Annotated in this window: 9 protein-coding genes and 1 pseudogene; 8 read left to right on the forward strand and 2 right to left on the reverse strand. The window is 71.4% G+C overall.

The genetic code is table 11. The features are described 5' to 3' along the window. The first annotated feature begins 8 nt into the window (after positions 1 to 8). Complete coding sequence (locus ACFJI0_RS09790; RefSeq protein WP_382324577.1) at positions 9 to 1,322, forward strand: putative O-glycosylation ligase, exosortase A system-associated; 1,314 nt, start codon at positions 9 to 11, stop codon at positions 1,320 to 1,322. A gap of 22 nt (positions 1,323 to 1,344) precedes the next feature. Here ACFJI0_RS09790 and ACFJI0_RS09795 read toward each other — a convergent pair whose 3' ends face one another. Beyond that, positions 1,345 to 2,766 carry an oligosaccharide flippase family protein gene (locus tag ACFJI0_RS09795; RefSeq protein ID WP_382158236.1) on the reverse strand — a complete coding sequence of 474 codons (1,422 nt, stop codon included), beginning with the start codon at positions 2,764 to 2,766 and terminating at the stop codon, positions 1,345 to 1,347. A gap of 341 nt (positions 2,767 to 3,107) precedes the next feature. Between ACFJI0_RS09795 and ACFJI0_RS09800 the strand changes: the two genes are divergently transcribed. Beyond that, a complete protein-coding gene (locus tag ACFJI0_RS09800; protein WP_382324579.1) occupies positions 3,108 to 4,265 on the forward strand; it encodes an acyltransferase family protein in 1,158 nt (385 codons plus the stop codon). Between the two features lie 8 nt (positions 4,266 to 4,273). Here ACFJI0_RS09800 and ACFJI0_RS09805 read toward each other — a convergent pair whose 3' ends face one another. After that, complete coding sequence (locus tag ACFJI0_RS09805) at positions 4,274 to 4,975, reverse strand: 4'-phosphopantetheinyl transferase family protein (protein WP_382324581.1); 702 nt, start codon at positions 4,973 to 4,975, stop codon at positions 4,274 to 4,276. 353 nt (positions 4,976 to 5,328) lie between these two features. On the opposite strand from ACFJI0_RS09805, the gene ACFJI0_RS09810 reads away from it, so the two are divergent. From ACFJI0_RS09810 to ACFJI0_RS09835, 6 genes and pseudogenes are all read left to right on the forward strand, one after another. Beyond that, on the forward strand, positions 5,329 to 6,108 hold the full coding sequence (locus ACFJI0_RS09810; RefSeq protein ID WP_382324583.1) for a thioesterase II family protein: 780 nt from the start codon (positions 5,329 to 5,331) through the stop codon (positions 6,106 to 6,108). After that, positions 6,105 to 10,622: an SDR family NAD(P)-dependent oxidoreductase gene (locus ACFJI0_RS09815; protein WP_382324585.1), complete on the forward strand. Its 4,518-nt coding sequence runs from the start codon at positions 6,105 to 6,107 to the stop codon at positions 10,620 to 10,622. Before ACFJI0_RS09810 ends, ACFJI0_RS09815 begins: the two co-directional genes overlap by 4 nt. Further along, positions 10,622 to 13,459, forward strand: a complete 2,838-nt coding sequence (locus ACFJI0_RS09820; RefSeq protein ID WP_382324587.1) for a type I polyketide synthase — start codon at positions 10,622 to 10,624, stop codon at positions 13,457 to 13,459. Before ACFJI0_RS09815 ends, ACFJI0_RS09820 begins: the two co-directional genes overlap by 1 nt. Beyond that, positions 13,395 to 13,928 (forward strand): hypothetical protein, encoded by a 534-nt coding sequence (locus tag ACFJI0_RS09825; RefSeq protein WP_382324589.1) that lies wholly within the window; start codon positions 13,395 to 13,397, stop codon positions 13,926 to 13,928. The genes ACFJI0_RS09820 and ACFJI0_RS09825 overlap by 65 nt, the downstream gene beginning before the upstream one ends. Next, positions 13,915 to 17,055 carry an SDR family NAD(P)-dependent oxidoreductase gene (locus ACFJI0_RS09830; RefSeq protein ID WP_382324591.1) on the forward strand — a complete coding sequence of 1,047 codons (3,141 nt, stop codon included), beginning with the start codon at positions 13,915 to 13,917 and terminating at the stop codon, positions 17,053 to 17,055. The genes ACFJI0_RS09825 and ACFJI0_RS09830 overlap by 14 nt, the downstream gene beginning before the upstream one ends. After that, positions 17,052 to 17,438, forward strand: a pseudogene (locus ACFJI0_RS09835) (beta-ketoacyl synthase N-terminal-like domain-containing protein); the annotation flags it as partial. The gene ACFJI0_RS09830 and the pseudogene ACFJI0_RS09835, both read left to right, overlap by 4 nt. Positions 17,439 to 17,445: the final 7 nt, after the last annotated feature.

Raw genomic sequence — 17,445 nt, forward strand, 5'->3', positions numbered from 1 at the left:
GAACCGCCATGCGTGACCTGCTGGTCTTCGGGGCCGTGCTGCTCTTCGTGCCCCTGGGCTTTTCGAATGCCTTCATCGGCTACCTGCTGTGGGGCTGGGCCGGCCTGATCGCCATGAACAGCTACGTGCACGGCTTCATGGGCGCCGTGCCCTTCGTGCAGCTGTTCGCTCTGGTCACCATGGCCTCGCTGCTGATGCGCCGGGGCGACCGCTTCGAGCGCATCGAGATCAACCGCACCACGGTGCTGATGATGCTGTTCGCGGTGCACGGCTTCTTTGTCGCGCTGTTCGCCTACCCAGGCCTGGACCGCAACTGGGAGCTCTTCGGCAACCTGGTCAAGACCGTGCTGTTCTGCCTGTTGATGCCGGTGTTCGTGACCTCGCGTTACCGCATCCATGCCATGGTGGTGATGGTGGTGCTGGCGACGAGCTTTCACGGCGCCCTCGATGGGCTGAAATTCATCGCCAGCGGCGGCGGGCACAACGCGCGCGGCATCGCCAAGTTCGGGGACAACAATCACTTCGCGATGGTGCTGCTGATGGTGTTGCCGCTGCTGTACTACCTCTACCAGATCTCCTCGCGCAAGCTGGCCAAGATCGGCTTTGCCGTGCTGCTGCCGCTCACGGCCTTCGCCGTGGTGGCCACGGCCTCGCGCGGCGCCCTGATCGGCCTGTGCGTGATCGTCTTCTTCATCCTCATGAAGAGCCGCAACCGCATGATCGGCATCGTGATCGTGGCCATCAGCGTGGCGGTGGTGGTGCAGCTGGCGCCCGATTCGTGGTCCGAGCGCATGGAGACCATCAAGACCGCGAAGGAAGACGATTCCCTGCTGGGCCGTTTCGGCGCCTGGCGGGTGAGCTCGTCCATTGCCCTGTCCAACCCGGTCTTCGGTGGCGGTTTCCGGGCCGTGCAGTCGTCCGCGCTCTGGGACTCGTTCAAGGATGGCCCCACCTTGCTGCCCTTCATCGAGGTCGCGCCAAGCAGCCCCTCGGGCCTGGCCGCGCACAGCATCTGGTTCGAGGTGATGGGCGACATGGGCTTCATCGGCTTCCTGCTGTTCGTCGCGCTGGGGCGCAATGCCTTCCTCACGCGCCGGGAAATCCTGAAGCTGACCAAGGCGCGAGGGCCCTCGCTGCGCTGGGCGTCCGACCTGGCCGACATGCTGGGCGCCGCCCTGCTGGCCTTCGTGGTGACGGGCTCGCTGCTCAGCGCCGCCTACTTCGAGCTGCCCTACATCTTCCTGATCCTGATGGAGGTGCTCAAGCAGCACGTCCGCAAGACCGTGGCGGCCGGCAAGGTGCCGCCGCCAGCCCCGGCCTGAGGCCGGTGGGCGCGGGGGCCGTTCAGCCCGCCGCGTCCTTCTTGAAGATCAAGGCCACCGCGCTGTCCTGGAAGCGCCGCAGCTCGGCTTCGATCGGCGGCTTCATCAGCATGATGCAGGCGTACCAGGCGGCGACGAACATCACGCCGTTGAACAGCAGGCTGAAGAAGATCGGGAAGTTGGGGTGCACGTAGGTCTTGAGCGCGTAGCTGAAGGTCCCGGTGATCAGCGAGATCAGCACGATGGGCACATTGCCCCGCAGCCACTGGCGCACGCCCAGCCCGAAGTAGACCTTGTTGACCATGACGTAGAGCGGAATGCCCACGATCTGGCCGATGGCCATGGCGATGCCGAAGCTCACCAGGGTGCCGTCGAACAGCATGATGGCCAGCACCACCTTGATCAACAGCACCAGCAGCGAGGGCACGGCGGCCGCATACGGCTTGCCGATGCTGGTGAGCGCGGGTGTGACCAGGCGAAAGAGGATGCCGGCGGCCCCCGTGAGGCACAGCCAGGGGATCACGTCGATGCTGGCCACCCACTGCGGACCGAACAGGAACAGGATGATCTCCCGGTCCATCACCATCATCCACACCATGGCGGGGATGATGACCACGGAGATGTACGACGAAGCCTGCTGGATCGCCGCCGCCATGTCTTCGTTGGCGTGGTGCAGCTTGGAGAGGTAGGGCAGCGCGAAATAGTCGATGGTCGACTTGAGCACCGTGTAGGGCAGCGAGACCGCCGAGGCGGCCTTGCTGAAATAGCCCACGGCCGCGGGCGTGCTCATCTTGCCCAGCATCACGTCGGGCAGCGCCGCGTCCAGGGCGGCGACGGTGGAGGTGACGATGGTGCCGGTGCCGAAGTGGGTGATCTTCTTCCAGCCCTTGAGGCTGGGCAGCCACGGGATGGGCGTGGTGGAGTACCAGTGGTAGGCCGCGCCCGTGACGATGATGTTGACCAGGTTGGCCCAGGCCATGGTCATGTGGCCATGGCCGGTGTAGGCCAGGGCGATGGTGGTGATGAAGTAGGTCACCACCGAGATCGCCATGACCTTGGAGGTGCGCTTGACCTCCAGGTTGCGCGTGAGCAGGGCGTAGGGGATGGAGCCGAACGGAATGAAGACGAAGCCGATGGCCAGCACCTTGACCACGTCGCCGACCTCGGGTGTCTTGAAGAACACCGACCACACATCGGACGTGAAGAACAGGATGGCGGCGACGGTCCAGGACGTCACCAGCAGCACGCCCAGCGCGGTGCGGATGGTCTGCTGCGTGACCTCCTTCTCCTTGACGATGTAGGAGAACACACCGAAGTCGCGGAACACGTGCGCGAAGGTGATGAGGATGGCGCTCATCGAGAAGATGCCGATGTCCGTGGGGGTCAGCAGGCGCGCCAGGATGACCGACAGGGCGAAATTGGCGACCGTGGCGCCATTGCTCACCAAAAACTGCAGGCCGATTTTTTTTCTTATGTTCAACGGAGGTTCCCGGATTTTCGTTGGGGCAGGGGGGCACGCGGGTGCGGCGGCGCGGCGGTGGCGAGTGCCTCTGGGCGGTTCACGGGGGGCTCAGGTGTTGCGTGGCATTGTAGTGAGCCGACATGACTCGACGGCGTCTGGTTTCGAAGGTTTTCCAGTGGTACGGCAGTGTGTACGGGTTTCGTCGCGTTTGGGGCATTCGATTCCTCGCCAGATGTGAAGCAATGCGGAATCCCACCACTTTTGCGGGTCCACTTTGTCAACTATTTGTTACATTGAGCATCCCCCCCAGACGGAGTTCCCCCATGCCCGCGACCAGCGATGCCGCGCGCCCTGCCGCGACGATGACGCCCGCGCTCTCCGTGTGGCTGGACCTGTGCCGCGTGCTCGCGGCCCTGGCGGTCTACATCGGGCATTCGGTCTACCTCGAGGTGGCGCCGCCGGCGCTCACGCTCACCTGGCACCGGTCGGCCGATGATGCGGTGATCGCCTTCTTCGTGATCTCCGGCCTGGTGATCGCGCACACCACCCGCGATCGCCAGCTCAGCGGAGGGCGGTACGCGCTGGCGCGCCTCTCGCGCGTGTACTCCGTCGCGCTGCCCGCGGTGCTGCTGGCCCTGGCCATCGATCTGGTCGGGATGCGGCTCAACCCCAGCCTGTACACACCCGACTGGCAGTACCCCAGGCTCTGGTTCTACCTGCCGTTCCACTGGTTGTTTCTGGGCGAGACCTGGTTCGGCGCCATCCAGCCGTTCAGCATGGCACCGTACTGGTCGCTCGGTTACGAGGTCTGGTACTACGTGTTGTTCGGCGTGGCCCTGTTTCTGCGCGGGCCGCTGCGCTGGGTCGCCCTGATCGGGGTACTGGCCGTGATGGGGCCGCGCATCGTGCTGCTGCTGCCGGTCTGGCTGCTGGGCGTCTGGCTCCAGCGGCGCCTGCCCGGCCTGCGGATGGGGCCGCGCGCCGCACGGTTGCTCATGGGCCTTGCCGTGGCCGCCTACCTGGTGTTTTTCCTGTCGGGCCTGCGGGGCGTGACCGACGAGGCATCGCGCCGCCTGTACGCCGGTTTCAGCCAGGTCCTGCCCGTGCCTTTCGACCCGGGTTCCACAGTCCATGTGCTGTCGGACTACGTGGTGGCCCTGATCTTCGCGGGCTTCGTCATCGGCTGCGCGCGTTGTGAATGGGACTTCAAGGGGGCCGGAGCGCGCTGGATCCAGCGGCTCGCCGGCTTCACCTTCAGCTTCTACCTGATCCATTTCACCCTGCTGGTGTTCGCCAGCGCCCTGGGCCTGTCGCAGCCCGGCTGGGGCCTGTACGGCCTGCTCCTGCTGGCGGTGCTGGCCGCCACCTGGGCGCTGGCCCAGGTGGGCGAGCTGCGGCGCGACTGGTACCGCGCGCGCCTGCTGAGCCTGTGGAACGCCGGTGCCTGGTGGCGCCGCGACCGGCCCCGCGCGGGCGCCTGAAAGCCGTGCTACATCGCCAGGTGGCGGTCGGTGTCCGCCAGGCGCGCGCAGGCGGCCTGGCCGGGGAATGGCAGTGCCAGGCTGTGCACCGCCATGGCACAGGCCTGACCCTGGACGTCGATCGCGGTGAACCGAGGCTCGGTCTCGATCCCCGCCTCGAACACCCCGGGCTCGATGGACAGGCCGCTGCCCAGGGCTTTGAGGCAGGCTTCCTTGCGGGTCCAGCAGCGCAGGAAGGCCTCCAGGCGCTGGTCCGGATCGACCGCGCACAGGGCCAGGAACTCGGCCGGGGAAAAATTGCGCTGCGCCAGCGATTCGAGGTCGTTCATCTCCCGTGGCACCTCGATGTCCACGCCGATCGGCGCGTCGGCGCAAAGCCCGATCAGCGCCCAGTCGCCGCTGTGGCTCATGTTGAAGTGGGGCTGCCCCTCGCCCCGCAGGCGCGGTTTGCCGAACGGGCCTTCGACGAAGCTCAGGACGCGCGCGGGCTGGCCCGTGACCTGCGCCAGCAGCTGGCGCAGCGCCGTGTGGCTGGCGCGGTAACGGCGGGCATCGCGCTCGAAATGGAAGCGGCCGGCCTTGGCCCTTTCGGTCGCGCTGAGCAGCGCGACCTGGTCGGGATCGCCGGGGTCCGACGAGGGCAGGCTCAGGTCGACGAGCCAGAGGGTGATGCCGATGGCTTCGGGTGAGGTCAGGTGCGTGGCGGTCATGCGGAAAAGGCTGCTTGAATGGTCATATTTCCGGGCTGGGAGGAGAAGGGATTCGTCTATAGTGCACGAGCACTTTCCAGTGCAGTGCGACAACCTAGTACTACCTCACTGCTGCCCCGTCCCCAAGTGTGCGGAAATGCACTTAATGGCAGGTACTTTCGCGTTGTCACGATGCTACGTTTGGTAACATCATTCTTTCATGAAGGCAGAGACGTTCACGCCTCGCCGCGCGATGGTGGCGGGGGGTGAATCGCAAGGGACGACACGATGAAACGCTGGACCGCTTCACATCCTGACCGCGGAACAACCGTGACCATCGGGACGCCATCTTCAGCCTGGCTGTGGGGCGCGCGATGAACAGCCTGTGGTTGCAACGCTTCACGCCCAGGCCGCAGGCGCGGGCCCGCCTGTTCTGCTTTCCCCATGCCGGGGTGGGCGCGGCCGTGTACCGGCCCTGGTCGCTTGCGCTGCCCGCCGATCTGGAGCTCTGCGCGATCCAGCTGCCTGGCCGCGCCAACCGCCTGAACGAGCCCGCGATGACGCACCTGCCCGAGCTCGTCAGCGCCGTGGTGGCCGCGCTGCAACCCCATCTCGATCTGCCGTTCGCCTTTTTTCGCGACAGCATGGGTGCCGTGCTCTCGAGCGAAGTGGCGCGTGCGCTGCACGCGACCGGCGCGCCGATGCCGCGCCACCTGTTCGTCTCGGGCCGGCGGCCGCCGCACTGGCCCAACCCCGATCCCCTGCTGCACGTCCTGTCGGACGCCGATTTCGTGACCGAGATCAACCGCCGCTACGGTGGCATTCCGCCCGAGGTGGCCGAGCACGAGGAGCTGCTGGCGTTGCTGTTGCCCGCGCTGCGGGCCGACATCCACGCGCTGGAGACCCACCTGCCGCCGGCCTCCCGCGCGCCGCTGGCCTGCCCGGTCACGGTGTTCGGCGGCTCGGACGATCCGCTGACGCCGCGCGCGCACCTGGACGGCTGGCGCGGCGAAACCCAGGGCGCGTTCCGCGTGCGGGTGTTCCCGGGCGATCACTTCTACCTCCAGGCGCAGAAAGATCCGCTGCTGGCCGACCTGTCGGCCACGCTGGCGCCGCTGCTGGCCGAGGCCCGGCCGCGTGAGACCTCGGCATGAACCACCCCTCGAAGGAACCCGTCGCCATCGTGGGCATCGGGTGCCGCTTCCCGGGGGGCGTGATCGACTCCGCCAGCTTCTGGCGGCTTTTGAGCGAAGGGCAGGATGCGATTGGCGAGGTGCCGGCCGACCGCATCGACCTCCAGCGGTTTTTCGACGCCCGCCCCGCGACCCCGGGCCGCATGATGTCGCGGCGCGGGGGCTTCCTCGATCGCATGGACCTGTTCGATGCCGATTTCTTCGGCATTTCGCCGCGCGAGGCGCAGGTGATCGATCCCCAGCAGCGCGTGCTGCTGGAGACGGCCTGGGAGGCGCTGGAAGACGCCGGCCAGGACGTGCCGCAGCTCGAAGGCAGCGACACGGCGGTCTACATCGGCCAGTGGGTCAGTGATTTCGAGTCCCGGCTGTTCGCCCAACCCGAGGCGATCGACTTCCCGTCCACGCTGGGCAGCGGGCGCTACGCCTCGTCGGGGCGCATCTCCTATGTGTTCGGCTTTCGCGGGCCGAGCCTGACGATCGATTCGGCCTGCTCGTCGTCGCTGGCGGCGGTGCACCTGGCCGTGCGCAGCCTGCGCAGCGGCGAGACGCGCCTGGCCCTGGCCGGCGGCGTGAACATGATCCTGCAGCCGCACATCACCATCGGCTATTCGCAGAGTCGCATGATGGCCGCCGACGGCCACTGCAAGTTCGGCGACGCCTCGGGCGACGGCTACGTGCGCAGCGAAGGCGCCGGGCTGGTGGTGCTCAAGCGGCTGGCCGACGCGGTGCGCGACGGCGACCGCATCTACGCGGTGATTCGCGGCAGCGCGGTGAACAACGATGGCCGCAGCAGCGGCGTGATGGGCCGGCCCAGCCGCATCGGCCACGAAGAGATGCTGCGCGCCGCCTACCGCGACGCCGGCGTGGCCGCCTCGCAGGTGTCGTACGTGGAAGCGCATGGCACCGGCACGCGCGCCGGCGACCCGGTGGAGATCGCCGCCTTGGGCGCCGTGCTGGGTGATGCCCGCGAGGCGGGCAGCACCTGCCACATCGGGTCGGTCAAGACCAACATCGGCCACACCGAGGGCGCGGCCGGCGTGGCCGGGCTGATCAAGGCCGCGCTCGCGCTGCACCACGGTGCGGTGCCGGCCAGCCTGCATTTCGTGAATCCCAATCCCGGCGTGCCCTGGGGCGAGCTGCCGTTTCGCGTGCCGACCTCGCTCGCGGCCTGGCCGGCATCGGGCACCCCGCGCGTGGCGGGCGTCAACTCGTTCGGCATCGCGGGCACCAACGCCCACGTCGTGTTGCAGGAGGCGCCGGCGGTCGAGGCGAAGGCTTCGCCCGCCGCCCCCGGCCCGGCGGTGGTGCTTCCGCTGTCCGCCAGGAGCCCGGAGGCCTTGCGCGCGCTCGCTTCCCGGTATGCCGATCGGCTCGCGGACGCGGAGGCCCTGGCGCTGGAGGAACTCTGCCAGGCGGCCGCGCTGCGGCGCTCGGCGCTGGAAGTCCGGGCGGCTTTCGCCGCGCAGGACGCGGCTTCGCTGCGCGAGGCCCTGCAGCGCTTCGCTTCGGGCGAAGGCGAGGGCGTCCAGGCGCGCCCCGGTGAGCGTCCGCGGCTCGCTTTCGTCGTGCCCGGGCAGGGCGCGCAGTGGAGCGGCATGGCGCGGCAGCTGATCGCTCACGAGCCCGTGTTTCGCGACATCCTTTCGCAGTGCGATGCCGCCGCGCGGCCCTACCTGGACGTGTCCATCCTGGCCCTGTTGCAGGCCGAACCCGGCAGCGCCGACGCCCAGCTCGACCGCATCGACGTGGTGCAGCCGGTGCTGGTGTCCCTCGCGATCGCCTACGCGGCGCTGCTGCGCTCCTGGGGCGTGGAGCCCGACGCGGTGGTGGGCCACAGCATGGGCGAGGTGGGCGCGGCCTGCATCGCCGGCGTGCTCGACATCGGGCAGGCCATGCAGATCGTGTGCGCGCGCAGCCGGCTCATGCGGCGCGTCAGCGGCCTGGGCGCCATGGCCCTGGTGGAGCTGTCGATGGAGGATGCGCGCCAGCGCCTGCGAGGCCGGGAAGACCGGTTGTCGGTGGCGGTGAGCAACAGCCCGCGATCCAGCGTCATCTCGGGCGAGCCCGAGGCGGTGCAGGCCGTGATGGCCGAACTCGAGCGCGAGCAGATCTTCTGCCGGTTGGTGAAGGTGGATGTGGCCTCGCACAGCCCGCAGATGGAGCCGCTCGCGCAGGAACTGGCCCAGCAACTCGACGGCCTGTCGCCCTCGGCCGCCCGCTGCCCTCTGTATTCCACCGTGCGCGCGCGCCGCGTCGAGGGCCATGAAATGCCCGCCGCCTACTGGGCGGACAACCTGCGCCGCCCGGTGCTGTTCTCGCACGCCGTGGAGCAGATGCTGACCGAGGGCATCACCGTGTTCGTCGAACTCGGCCCACACCCGGTCCTGCTGCCGTCCCTGCAGCAGACCGCGCAGATCGCCGCGCGCGACATCGCCACCGTGGCCTGCGGCCACCGCGACGAGCCGGCCTGCCTGGGGGCCCGCGCCGCACTGGGCGCCCTGTGGACGCACGGTATTCCCGTGGACTGGCGCGCGAGCCAGCCGGCGCCGGGCCGCTGGGTGGACCTGCCTTCCTATCCCTGGCAGCGAGAACGGCACTGGGCCGACGCGGCCGAGGTGCCGAGCTTCAACGCCAGCGGCGCGCCGGGCCCGACCCGCAAGCCGGACGCCGCTTCGCTGGACTGGCTGTACCAGCTCCAATGGACCGCCAGCGACCCTTCCCACGACAGCGCGCCGCGCGCTTCGCGCTGGCTGGTGGTCGGTGCGGCCGACGAGGCCCTGGTGGCCGCGCTGCGCGCCTCGGGCATGCAGGCGCGCGGCGTGCCGCTGGCCGGGCTGCACGCCGCGCTTGCCGAGCCTTGCGACCATGTGGTGCTCTGGGCGAAAGAGGACGCCACGGCGCCGTTTCTCCCTTTGCAGGCGCTGCGCGCTCTGCGCAGCGCGGGCTCCGACGCCCGCCTCTGGTTCATCACCCAGGCTGCCCAGGCGGTGGTGCCGGGCGAGCGCGTGCAGCTGCAGCAAGGCGCGCTCTGGGGCAGCGCCCGCGTGCTCGCCGAAGAGCACCCCGAACACTGGGGCGGTCTGATCGACCTCGGCGCGGACTTCGACGCCGCCCGCGGCGCAGGCGCGTTGGCGGACCACCTGCTGTGCGCCGATGGCGAAGACCAGGTCGCCTGGCGCGGCCCCTATCGCCATGTCCTGTGCCTGGCGCGCGCCGAGCGCGACCGCCTGGCGCAGCCCTTTGCGTGGCGCGCCGACGCGGCCTACCTCATCACCGGAGGCCTGGGCGGCGTGGCCGGCCACGTGGCACGGGCCATGGTGGAAGGCGGGGCGCGCCGGCTGGTGCTGCTGGGCCGCACCCCCTTGCCCGAGCGCGCGGTCTGGGGCGCGCTCGACCCCGCCAGTGCCGAAGGCCGGCGCGTGGCCGCCGTGCGCGCGCTCGAAGCCCAGGGCGCCTCGGTGCACGTCGCCGCGGTGGACGTGGCCGACAAGGATCAGTTGCAAGCCTTCCTCGCGCGCTACGCCGCCGAGGCCTGGCCGGCGATCCGGGGCGTGGTGCACGCCGCCGGCACCTTCGACAACCGCCTGGCCAGCCAGATGGACGAGGCCGCCTTCGACGCGGTGCTGCGGCCCAAGCTGCAGGGCGCGCGCTGGCTGGACCAGTTGCTGCCCGACCTCGACCTGTTCGTCACCTTTTCCTCCACCGGCGCCGTGTTCGCGCAGGCGGGCCAGGCCAACTACGCGGCCGCCAACGCCGGGCTGGACGCGCTGGCGCAGGACCGGCGCGCGCGCGGCCTGCCCGCGCTCAGCATCGGCTGGGGCGTGTGGGCCGGCACGGGCCTCGTGCACGACGACGCCGGTGCCCGGAACGTCGCGCAGATGGAGCGCCAGGGCATCCGGGCGTTCGAGCCCGCGCAAGGCGCCGCGCTGTTCCCCTGGCTGTGCCAGCGCCGCGAGGCGCACCTGATCGTGGTGCCTCTGGACTGGGCGGCCTTCGCGATGGCACGGGCCGGCCGCTCCGCGCCGCTTTGCCGCGACCTGCTGGCCGCCTTGCCGGCGGCACCGGTCGCCACCACGGGCCTGGGTGAACAACTCGCCACGGCAGCGCCGGCCGAACGGCGCCGCCTGCTGGAGGGCCTGGTGAAGGAAGCCGTGGGGGCGGTGCTGCGCATCGCGCCCGCGCGCCTGGACCCGCGCAAGGCCTTGGGCTCGATGGGACTGAACTCCTTGATGGCGATGGAACTGCGCAACCGGCTCGAAGCCGCCACGGGCCGCTCGCTGTCGGCGACCCTGGCCTGGAACTACCCCACGGTGGAAGCGCTGGCCGCGCATCTGGCGGGCGCCGATGCCGCCGCGCCGGTGGCGCCACCGGCCCAGGATGCCCCCCCACCACCGGCCGCGCCCGTCGTGGCCGCCCTGTCCGATGAAGACGCCTTGCTGGCGCTGCGCGGCAACCGCCGCCGGGGAGGAGGCTGATGGCATCCGACGCGCTCAAAGGCCTGTCCGCCCTCAAGCTCGCGCTGATGGCGCGGCAATTGCGCGAATCGGCCGAGCCGGTGCTGCGCGCCGACCCCATCGCCGTGGTCGGCATGGGCTGCCGCACGCCCGGCGGCGTGGAGTCGCCGGCCGATCTGTGGGAACTGCTGCGCGATGGCCGCGAGGCGATCCGCGAAGTGCCCGCCGACCGCTGGGACGGTGATGCCTGGTACAGCACCGATGCCGCCGCACCCGCGAAGTCGCTCACCAAATGGGGTGGCTTCCTCGACCGCATCGACGGCTTCGACGCCGCGTACTTCGGCGTGCTGCCGCGCGAGGCCGAGCGCATGGATCCCCAGCAGCGCCTGTTGCTCGAAGTCGCCATCGAGGCGCTGGACGACGCCGGCCTGTCCGAGGCGCGCCTCCAAGGCAGCCGCACCGGCGTGTACATCGCGAGCTACCACAGCGACTACGCGCAGATGCAGCACAACGACCTGGCCGCCGTCGACGCGCGCACGCTCACCGGCACGCTGCACAGCGTGGTCGCCAACCGGCTGTCCTACCTGCTGGACCTGCGCGGCCCCAGCCTGTCGATCGACACCGCCTGCTCGTCCTCGCTGGTGGCGATCCACCTGGCCTGCCAGAGCCTGCGCAGCGGCGAAAGCGATCTCGCGGTGGCCGGTGGCGTGTCGCTGATGATCTCGCCCGAGTTGATGGTCTCGCTGTCCAAGGTCGGCTTCATGGCGCCCGACGGCCGCTGCAAGACCTTCGACGAATCGGCCGACGGCTTCGGCCGGGGCGAAGGCTGTGGCGTGGTGGTGCTCAAGCGCCTGGCCGACGCGGTGGCCGATGGCGACCGCGTGCTCGGCGTGCTGCGCGGCTCGGCCGTGAACTCCGACGGCCACTCCACGCTGCTGGCCGCCCCCAACGGCCTGGCCCAGCAGGCCATGGTGCGCGAGGCGCTGGACAACGCGCAGCTCGAACCCCACCGCATCGGCTTCGTGGAGGCCCATGGCACCGGCACCGCGCTGGGCGACCCGATCGAGGTGGAGGCCCTGGCCGCCACCGTGGGCCAGCCCGCGCCCGGCGCCGGCACCTGCTACATCGGCGCGGCCAAGGCCAACATCGGCCACCTCGAAGCGGGCGCCGGTGTGGTCGGCCTGATCAAGGCCGTGCTGGCGCTGCAGCACGAGGCGATCCCGCCGCAACCCAATTTCACCCGCCTGAGCCACCACATCTCGCTCGCCGGCACGCGCCTGGCCGTGGCCACCGCGCTCACGCCCTGGCCGCGTGGCGCACAGGCGCGCTGCGCCGCCGTGAGTTCCTTCGGCGTGGGCGGCACCAACGCCCACGTGATCGTGGAAGAGGCCCCGGCGCTGCCGGCCGAGCCGTCCCCGCCCGGCGACGGCACCGGGCACCTGCTGCCCCTGTCGGCCAAAAGCCCCGAGGCCCTGCGCGCCGTGGCGCAGCGTTGGGCCGGTTTCCTCACCCAGGGCGTGGTGGCCCTGCCCGATGCCGTGTTCACCGCCGCCGAGCGCCGCACGCACCACGATGTGCGCCTGGCCGTGGTCGGCCAGTCGGCTCAAGACATCGCCGCGCGCCTGAACCAGTTCGCGCTCGGCGAAGACGCGCCGGCGCTGGCCAGCGGCCAGCGCTCGTCCATCGCGCTGCCGCGCGTGGCCTTCGTGTTCAGCGGGCAGGGGCCGCAGTGGCACGCCATGGGCCGCGAACTGCTGGCCAGCGAGCCCGTGTTCCGCGCGGTGATGACCGAGTGCGACGCGCTGCTGCGCCCGCTCTCGGGCTGGTCGCTGCTGGACGCCCTGGCGGCGGACGAAGCGCACTCGCGGCTCGGCGAAACCGAGGTGGCGCAGCCCGCGCTGTTCGCCTTGCAGGTGGCGCTGGTGGCGCTCTGGAAATCCTGGGGCATCCAGCCCGATGGCCTGGTGGGCCACAGCATCGGCGAGATGGCCGCGCTGCACGTGGCGGGTGTGCTCCCGTTGCCCGACGCGATCCGCGTCGTCTGGCATCGGGGCCGCACCATGCAGCAGGCCACCGGCCTGGGTCGCATGGCCTCGGTCGGCCTGAGCGCCGAAGCCGCCGACGAATTCGTGACGCCGTGGAACGGCCAACTCTCCGTGGCCGCGCTCAACGGGCCGCGCAGCGTGGTGCTCTCGGGCGACGCGAAGGCCCTGGACGAGGCGCTCGACCAGCTCACGGCGCGCGGCGTGGCCCACCGCATGCTGCCGGTGCAGTACGCCTTCCACAGCGCCCAGATGGCGCCGTTCCAGCAGCGGCTCACCGACGAACTCGCGGGCCTGCGCTGCGCGGCGCCGGGCGTGCCGGTCTACTCCACCGTCACGGGCGCCTTGCTCGACCCGCAGCCGCTCGACGTCGGCTACTTCGGCCGCAACGTGCGCCAGACGGTGCGCTTCGCCCCGGCCATCCAGGCCATGGCGGACGACGGCTTCGACGTGTTCCTCGAAATCGGCCCCCCACCCGGTGCTCGGCGCCTCGATCGCCGAATGCCTGGCCGGTGCGGAGGTGGAGCCCCGTTTGCTGACCTCGCTGCGCCGCGGCAAGCCCGAGCGCGAAACCCTGCTGCAGGCCTGCGCCGGCCTGTACGCCGCCGGCCTCATGCCGGCCTGGGACGCGCTCCAGCCCGACGGCGGGCAGGTGGTGCCGCTGCCGGCCTACCCCTGGCAGCGCAAGCGCCACTGGATCCGCCCGCGCCCTGTTTCGACCCCGAGCGTTTCAACGGCACAGGGCGCGGCCGTGCACCCCTTGCTCGGCCGGCGCCTGCCCATGGCGAGCCAGAAGATGCGCATCCACGAGGGTGATGCCTCCGCCGCGCACGCCTGGCTGAACGACCACCGCATCTTCGGCCGCCTGCTGATGCCGGCCGCCGCCATGATGGACGTGCTGGGCGCGGCCGCGCGCGACCTGCTGCGGGCCGACGCCGTGCGGCTCACCGGCTTCACGCTCTCGCGCCCGCTGGTCATCGCCGAGGCGGACGAGCCGGCCACGCGCTGGCAGGTCTCGGCCACGCTGGACGAGGGTGGCGCCGTGGACCTCGAATTGCACCAGGCGCTCGATGGCGATGGGTGGCAGCCGGTGGCGAACGCCCGCGCCGTGGCCGCGAACGGTGCCGAGGTGGCCGATGCCGTGACCACCGACCAGGCCGTGGACGCCTCGGCGGTCCACCAGCGCTTCGCCGAACTCGGTGTGGCCTTCGGTCCCCGTTTCCGCGTGCTGCAGGACGTGGCGTCCGGCCCTGGCGTGCGCCAGCGGCTGGGTGGAACTGCCTGACGAAGGCCTGGCCACGGGCCATGCCCTGCACCCCGTGTTGCTCGATGGCGCGCTGCAGCTCTGTTCCGTGGCCGCGGGCCACGCCGGTGGCGGCCTGCCGCCCAGCCTCTACCTGCCGCTGGGGGTGGACGAGCTGCTGCTGCGCCCGTCGCGGTCGCGGCGCCTCCAGGTGTCGGCGAGCGTGGTCGAGACCGGCAGCTCGCTCACCGCGCGCGTGACCCTCTGCGAACCCGACGGCACCGTGGTCGCCCGCCTGGACGGCATGCGTTTCGCCCCGGCCGACGCCAGCGCCTTCGCGGCCGCCGATGCCAGCGACGGTTTGCTGTACGACCTGGCCTGGCAGCCCCAGCCGCTGCTCGCCGCCACGGCCGATCTGCAAGGCCGCTGGCTGCTGCTGGCCGACCGCTCCGGTGTGGCCGACGAACTCGCGGACCGCCTGACGCAGGCCGGCGCGCAGTGCGTGCGTGTGCGACCGGGCGACGCCCTGGACACCGCCGGCCCGTGGCGCGGCGTGGTGCATCTCTGGAGCCTGGACACGGCGCCGCTCGACGGGCCCGCCGAGCACGACGACGACTGGCTCACCGTGGGCAGCGCGCTCGCGCTGGTGCAGGGCCTGGGCGCCGCGCCCGCGCCGCTGTGGCTGGTGAGCCGGGGCGCGCAGGCGGTCAGCGGCCAGGAAGCCGCCGACGCCCTGCGGCCGCGTGCGGCCGGCCTCTGGGGCCTGGCGGGCGTGGTGGCGGTCGAGCACCCGGAACTGCAGGTCCATGCGATCGACCTGGACCCCACGGACACCGCGAACGCGGCCCTGAACCTGTTGACCGAATTGCGGCAACCCCCCGCGTCCCCGCAGCGCATCGCCCTGCGTGGCGCGCAGCGCTGGGCGGCCCGGCTGGTGCGCCACCGCCGGGGCGAGGGTGCGCGCCGCAGCGAGCCCCGCCACTGGGTGGTGGCCCAGGCCGGCACGCTCGACGGTGCGCGGCTGCAGGCCTCCACGCCCCACCGCCTGCAGGCCGGCGAAGTGCGCCTGCGCGTGCGCGCGGCCGGCATCAATTTCCGCGACGTGCTGCTCACCCTGGGCATGTACAGCGCGCCCGGCGTGCCGCTGGGCGCCGAGTGCGCCGGGGAGGTCACCGACATCGGCGCGGGCGTCGAGGGGCTCGCGGTGGGCGACACCGTGTTCGGTTACGCGCCCGGCAGCCTGGGCACGGACGTGACCGTGCCGGCGGCCTTTCTCGCCAAGCTGCCGGCCGGCATGGCCGTGGAAGACGCCGCGGCCCTGCCGGTGGCGTTTCTCACCGCCCACCACGGCCTGCACCGCCTCGCCCAACTGCGGCCGGGCCAGCGCGTGCTGATCCACGCCGCCGCCGGTGGCGTGGGCCTGGCCGCGGTGCAGCTCGCGCTGCGCGCGGGCGCCCAGGTGTTCGCCACGGCGGGCTCGCCCGACAAGCGCGAGCTGCTGCGCCGGATGGGCGTGGCGCAAGTGATGGATTCGCGTTCGCTCGCCTTCGCCGACGAGCTGCGCGCCGCCACGAACGGGCAGGGCGTGCACGTGGTGCTCAACTCCCTGGCCGGCGATTTCATTCCCGCCACGCTGGGCGCGCTGGGCCAGGGCGGCACTTTCCTGGAACTGGGCAAGCGCGACATCCTGACCGTGGACAGCGCCGCCGCGCTGCGGCCCGATGTGCGCTACCACGCCTACGACCTGGGCTCCGAAGCCCAGGCCGACCACGGCCTGCTGCGGCCCATGTTCGACGACCTGCTCGAGGCCTTCGCCGATGGCAGTCTTGCGCCCCTGCCGGTGCGGATCTACCCACTGGAAGGCGCGCAGGAAGCCTTCCGCTTCATGGCGCAAGCGAAGCACGTGGGCAAGATCGTGCTGCGCGTGCCGCAGCCGGCGGCGATCGCCGCCGACGCCACCTACTGGATCACCGGCGGCCTGGGTGGCCTGGGCCTGGAAACGGCGCGCTGGCTGGTCGCCTCGGGCGCGCGCCACCTGGCGCTCAGCGGCCGCTCGGCGCCTGGCGACCACGCGCGGGCGGTGATCGCCGAACTGCGCGCGCAGGGCGCCACCGTGAACACCTTCGAGGCCGACGCCGCCGACCGCGAGCGCATGGCCTCGGTGCTCGAGAGCCTTTCACGCACCATGCCGCCGCTGCGCGGCGTGGTGCACGCCGCCGGCGCCTTGGACGACGCCGTGCTGCTGCGCCAGACCTGGCCGCGCTGCCAGGCCGTGCTGCGCGGCAAGGCCCACGGCGCCTGGGTGCTGCACGATCTCACGCGCCACCTGCCGCTCGATCTCTTCGTGCTCTATTCCGCCGCCGGCCTGTGGCTGGGCGCGGCGGGGCAGGGGGCCTACCCGGCCGCGAACGCCGAACTCGATGCCCTGGCCCACGCGCGCCATCGCCAGGGCCTGCCCGCCCTGAGCGTGGCCTGGGGCGCCTGGGCCGAGGTCGGCATGGCCGCCCAGTCGGCCAGCAGCGGCCACGGCGCGTGGGCCGCGCGCGGCCTGGGCCAGATCACGCCCGCCACCGGCTTCGCCGCGCTGGCGCAGCTGCTGCAGGAGGGCACCGCCCATGCGCTGGTGCTGCCGATCGACTGGACGCGCTTCCTGGCGCAGTTGCCGGCCGGGGCCGACGCGGGCTTCTTCCAGACCCTGGCCACCGCCATGCCCACCACGGCGCCCGCTGCCCCGCCCGCCGGGCCAGCGGTGCTGGAGCGGCTGCAGGCCATGCCCAGCGGCCAGCGCCGCGCGGCCCTCATCGCCTACCTGAGCGAGCGCACCTTGCAGGTGTTGGGCCTGGAATCGGCACAGCCGCTGCAGCCCCGCATCGCACTCAAGGAAGTCGGCCTCGACTCCCTGATGGCGGTGGAGCTGCGCAACGCCCTGGCCAAAGCCTTCGCGCACCCGCTGCCGGCCACGCTGCTGTTCGACTACCCCACGCTCGACGCCCTGGCCACCAGCCTGCTGCGCACGCTGGGCCTGGAGGTCGAGGCGGCGCCCGCGCAATCGTTCGCCGCGCCCGCCGCCGCGCCGCCCGCGCTCGATGAACTGGCCGACCTCAGCGATGAAGAAGCCGAAGCCCTCTTGTTGAAGGAACTCGAAAGCGGGTCCTCGGAGCACACATGACAGACACCCCGCCGGGCGCCGAAGCGCTCACCCCCGTCAAGCGCGCGCTGCTCGAGATCCGCGATCTCAAGGCCCAGTTGGCCCGCGCGCAGGCGGCGCTGCACGAACCCATCGCCATCGTCGGCATGGGCATGCGCCTGCCCGGCGGTGTGCACGACGCCGAGAGCTTCGCCGAGCTGCTGTGGTCGGGCACCGACGCGATCCAGGGCATCCCGGCGGACCGCTGGTCGCTCGACGCGCTCTACGCCGAAGACCCGGACGCGCCGGGCAAGATGACCACGCGCTTCGGCGGCTTCATCGACCAGGTGGACCGCTTCGACGCCGAGTTCTTCGGCATCTCGCCGCGCGAGGCCGCCAGCATGGACCCGCAGCAGCGCCTCATGCTGCAGG

Source organism: Hydrogenophaga sp. UC242_53 (assembly GCF_042696965.1).
Classification (GTDB): domain Bacteria; phylum Pseudomonadota; class Gammaproteobacteria; order Burkholderiales; family Burkholderiaceae_C; genus Hydrogenophaga.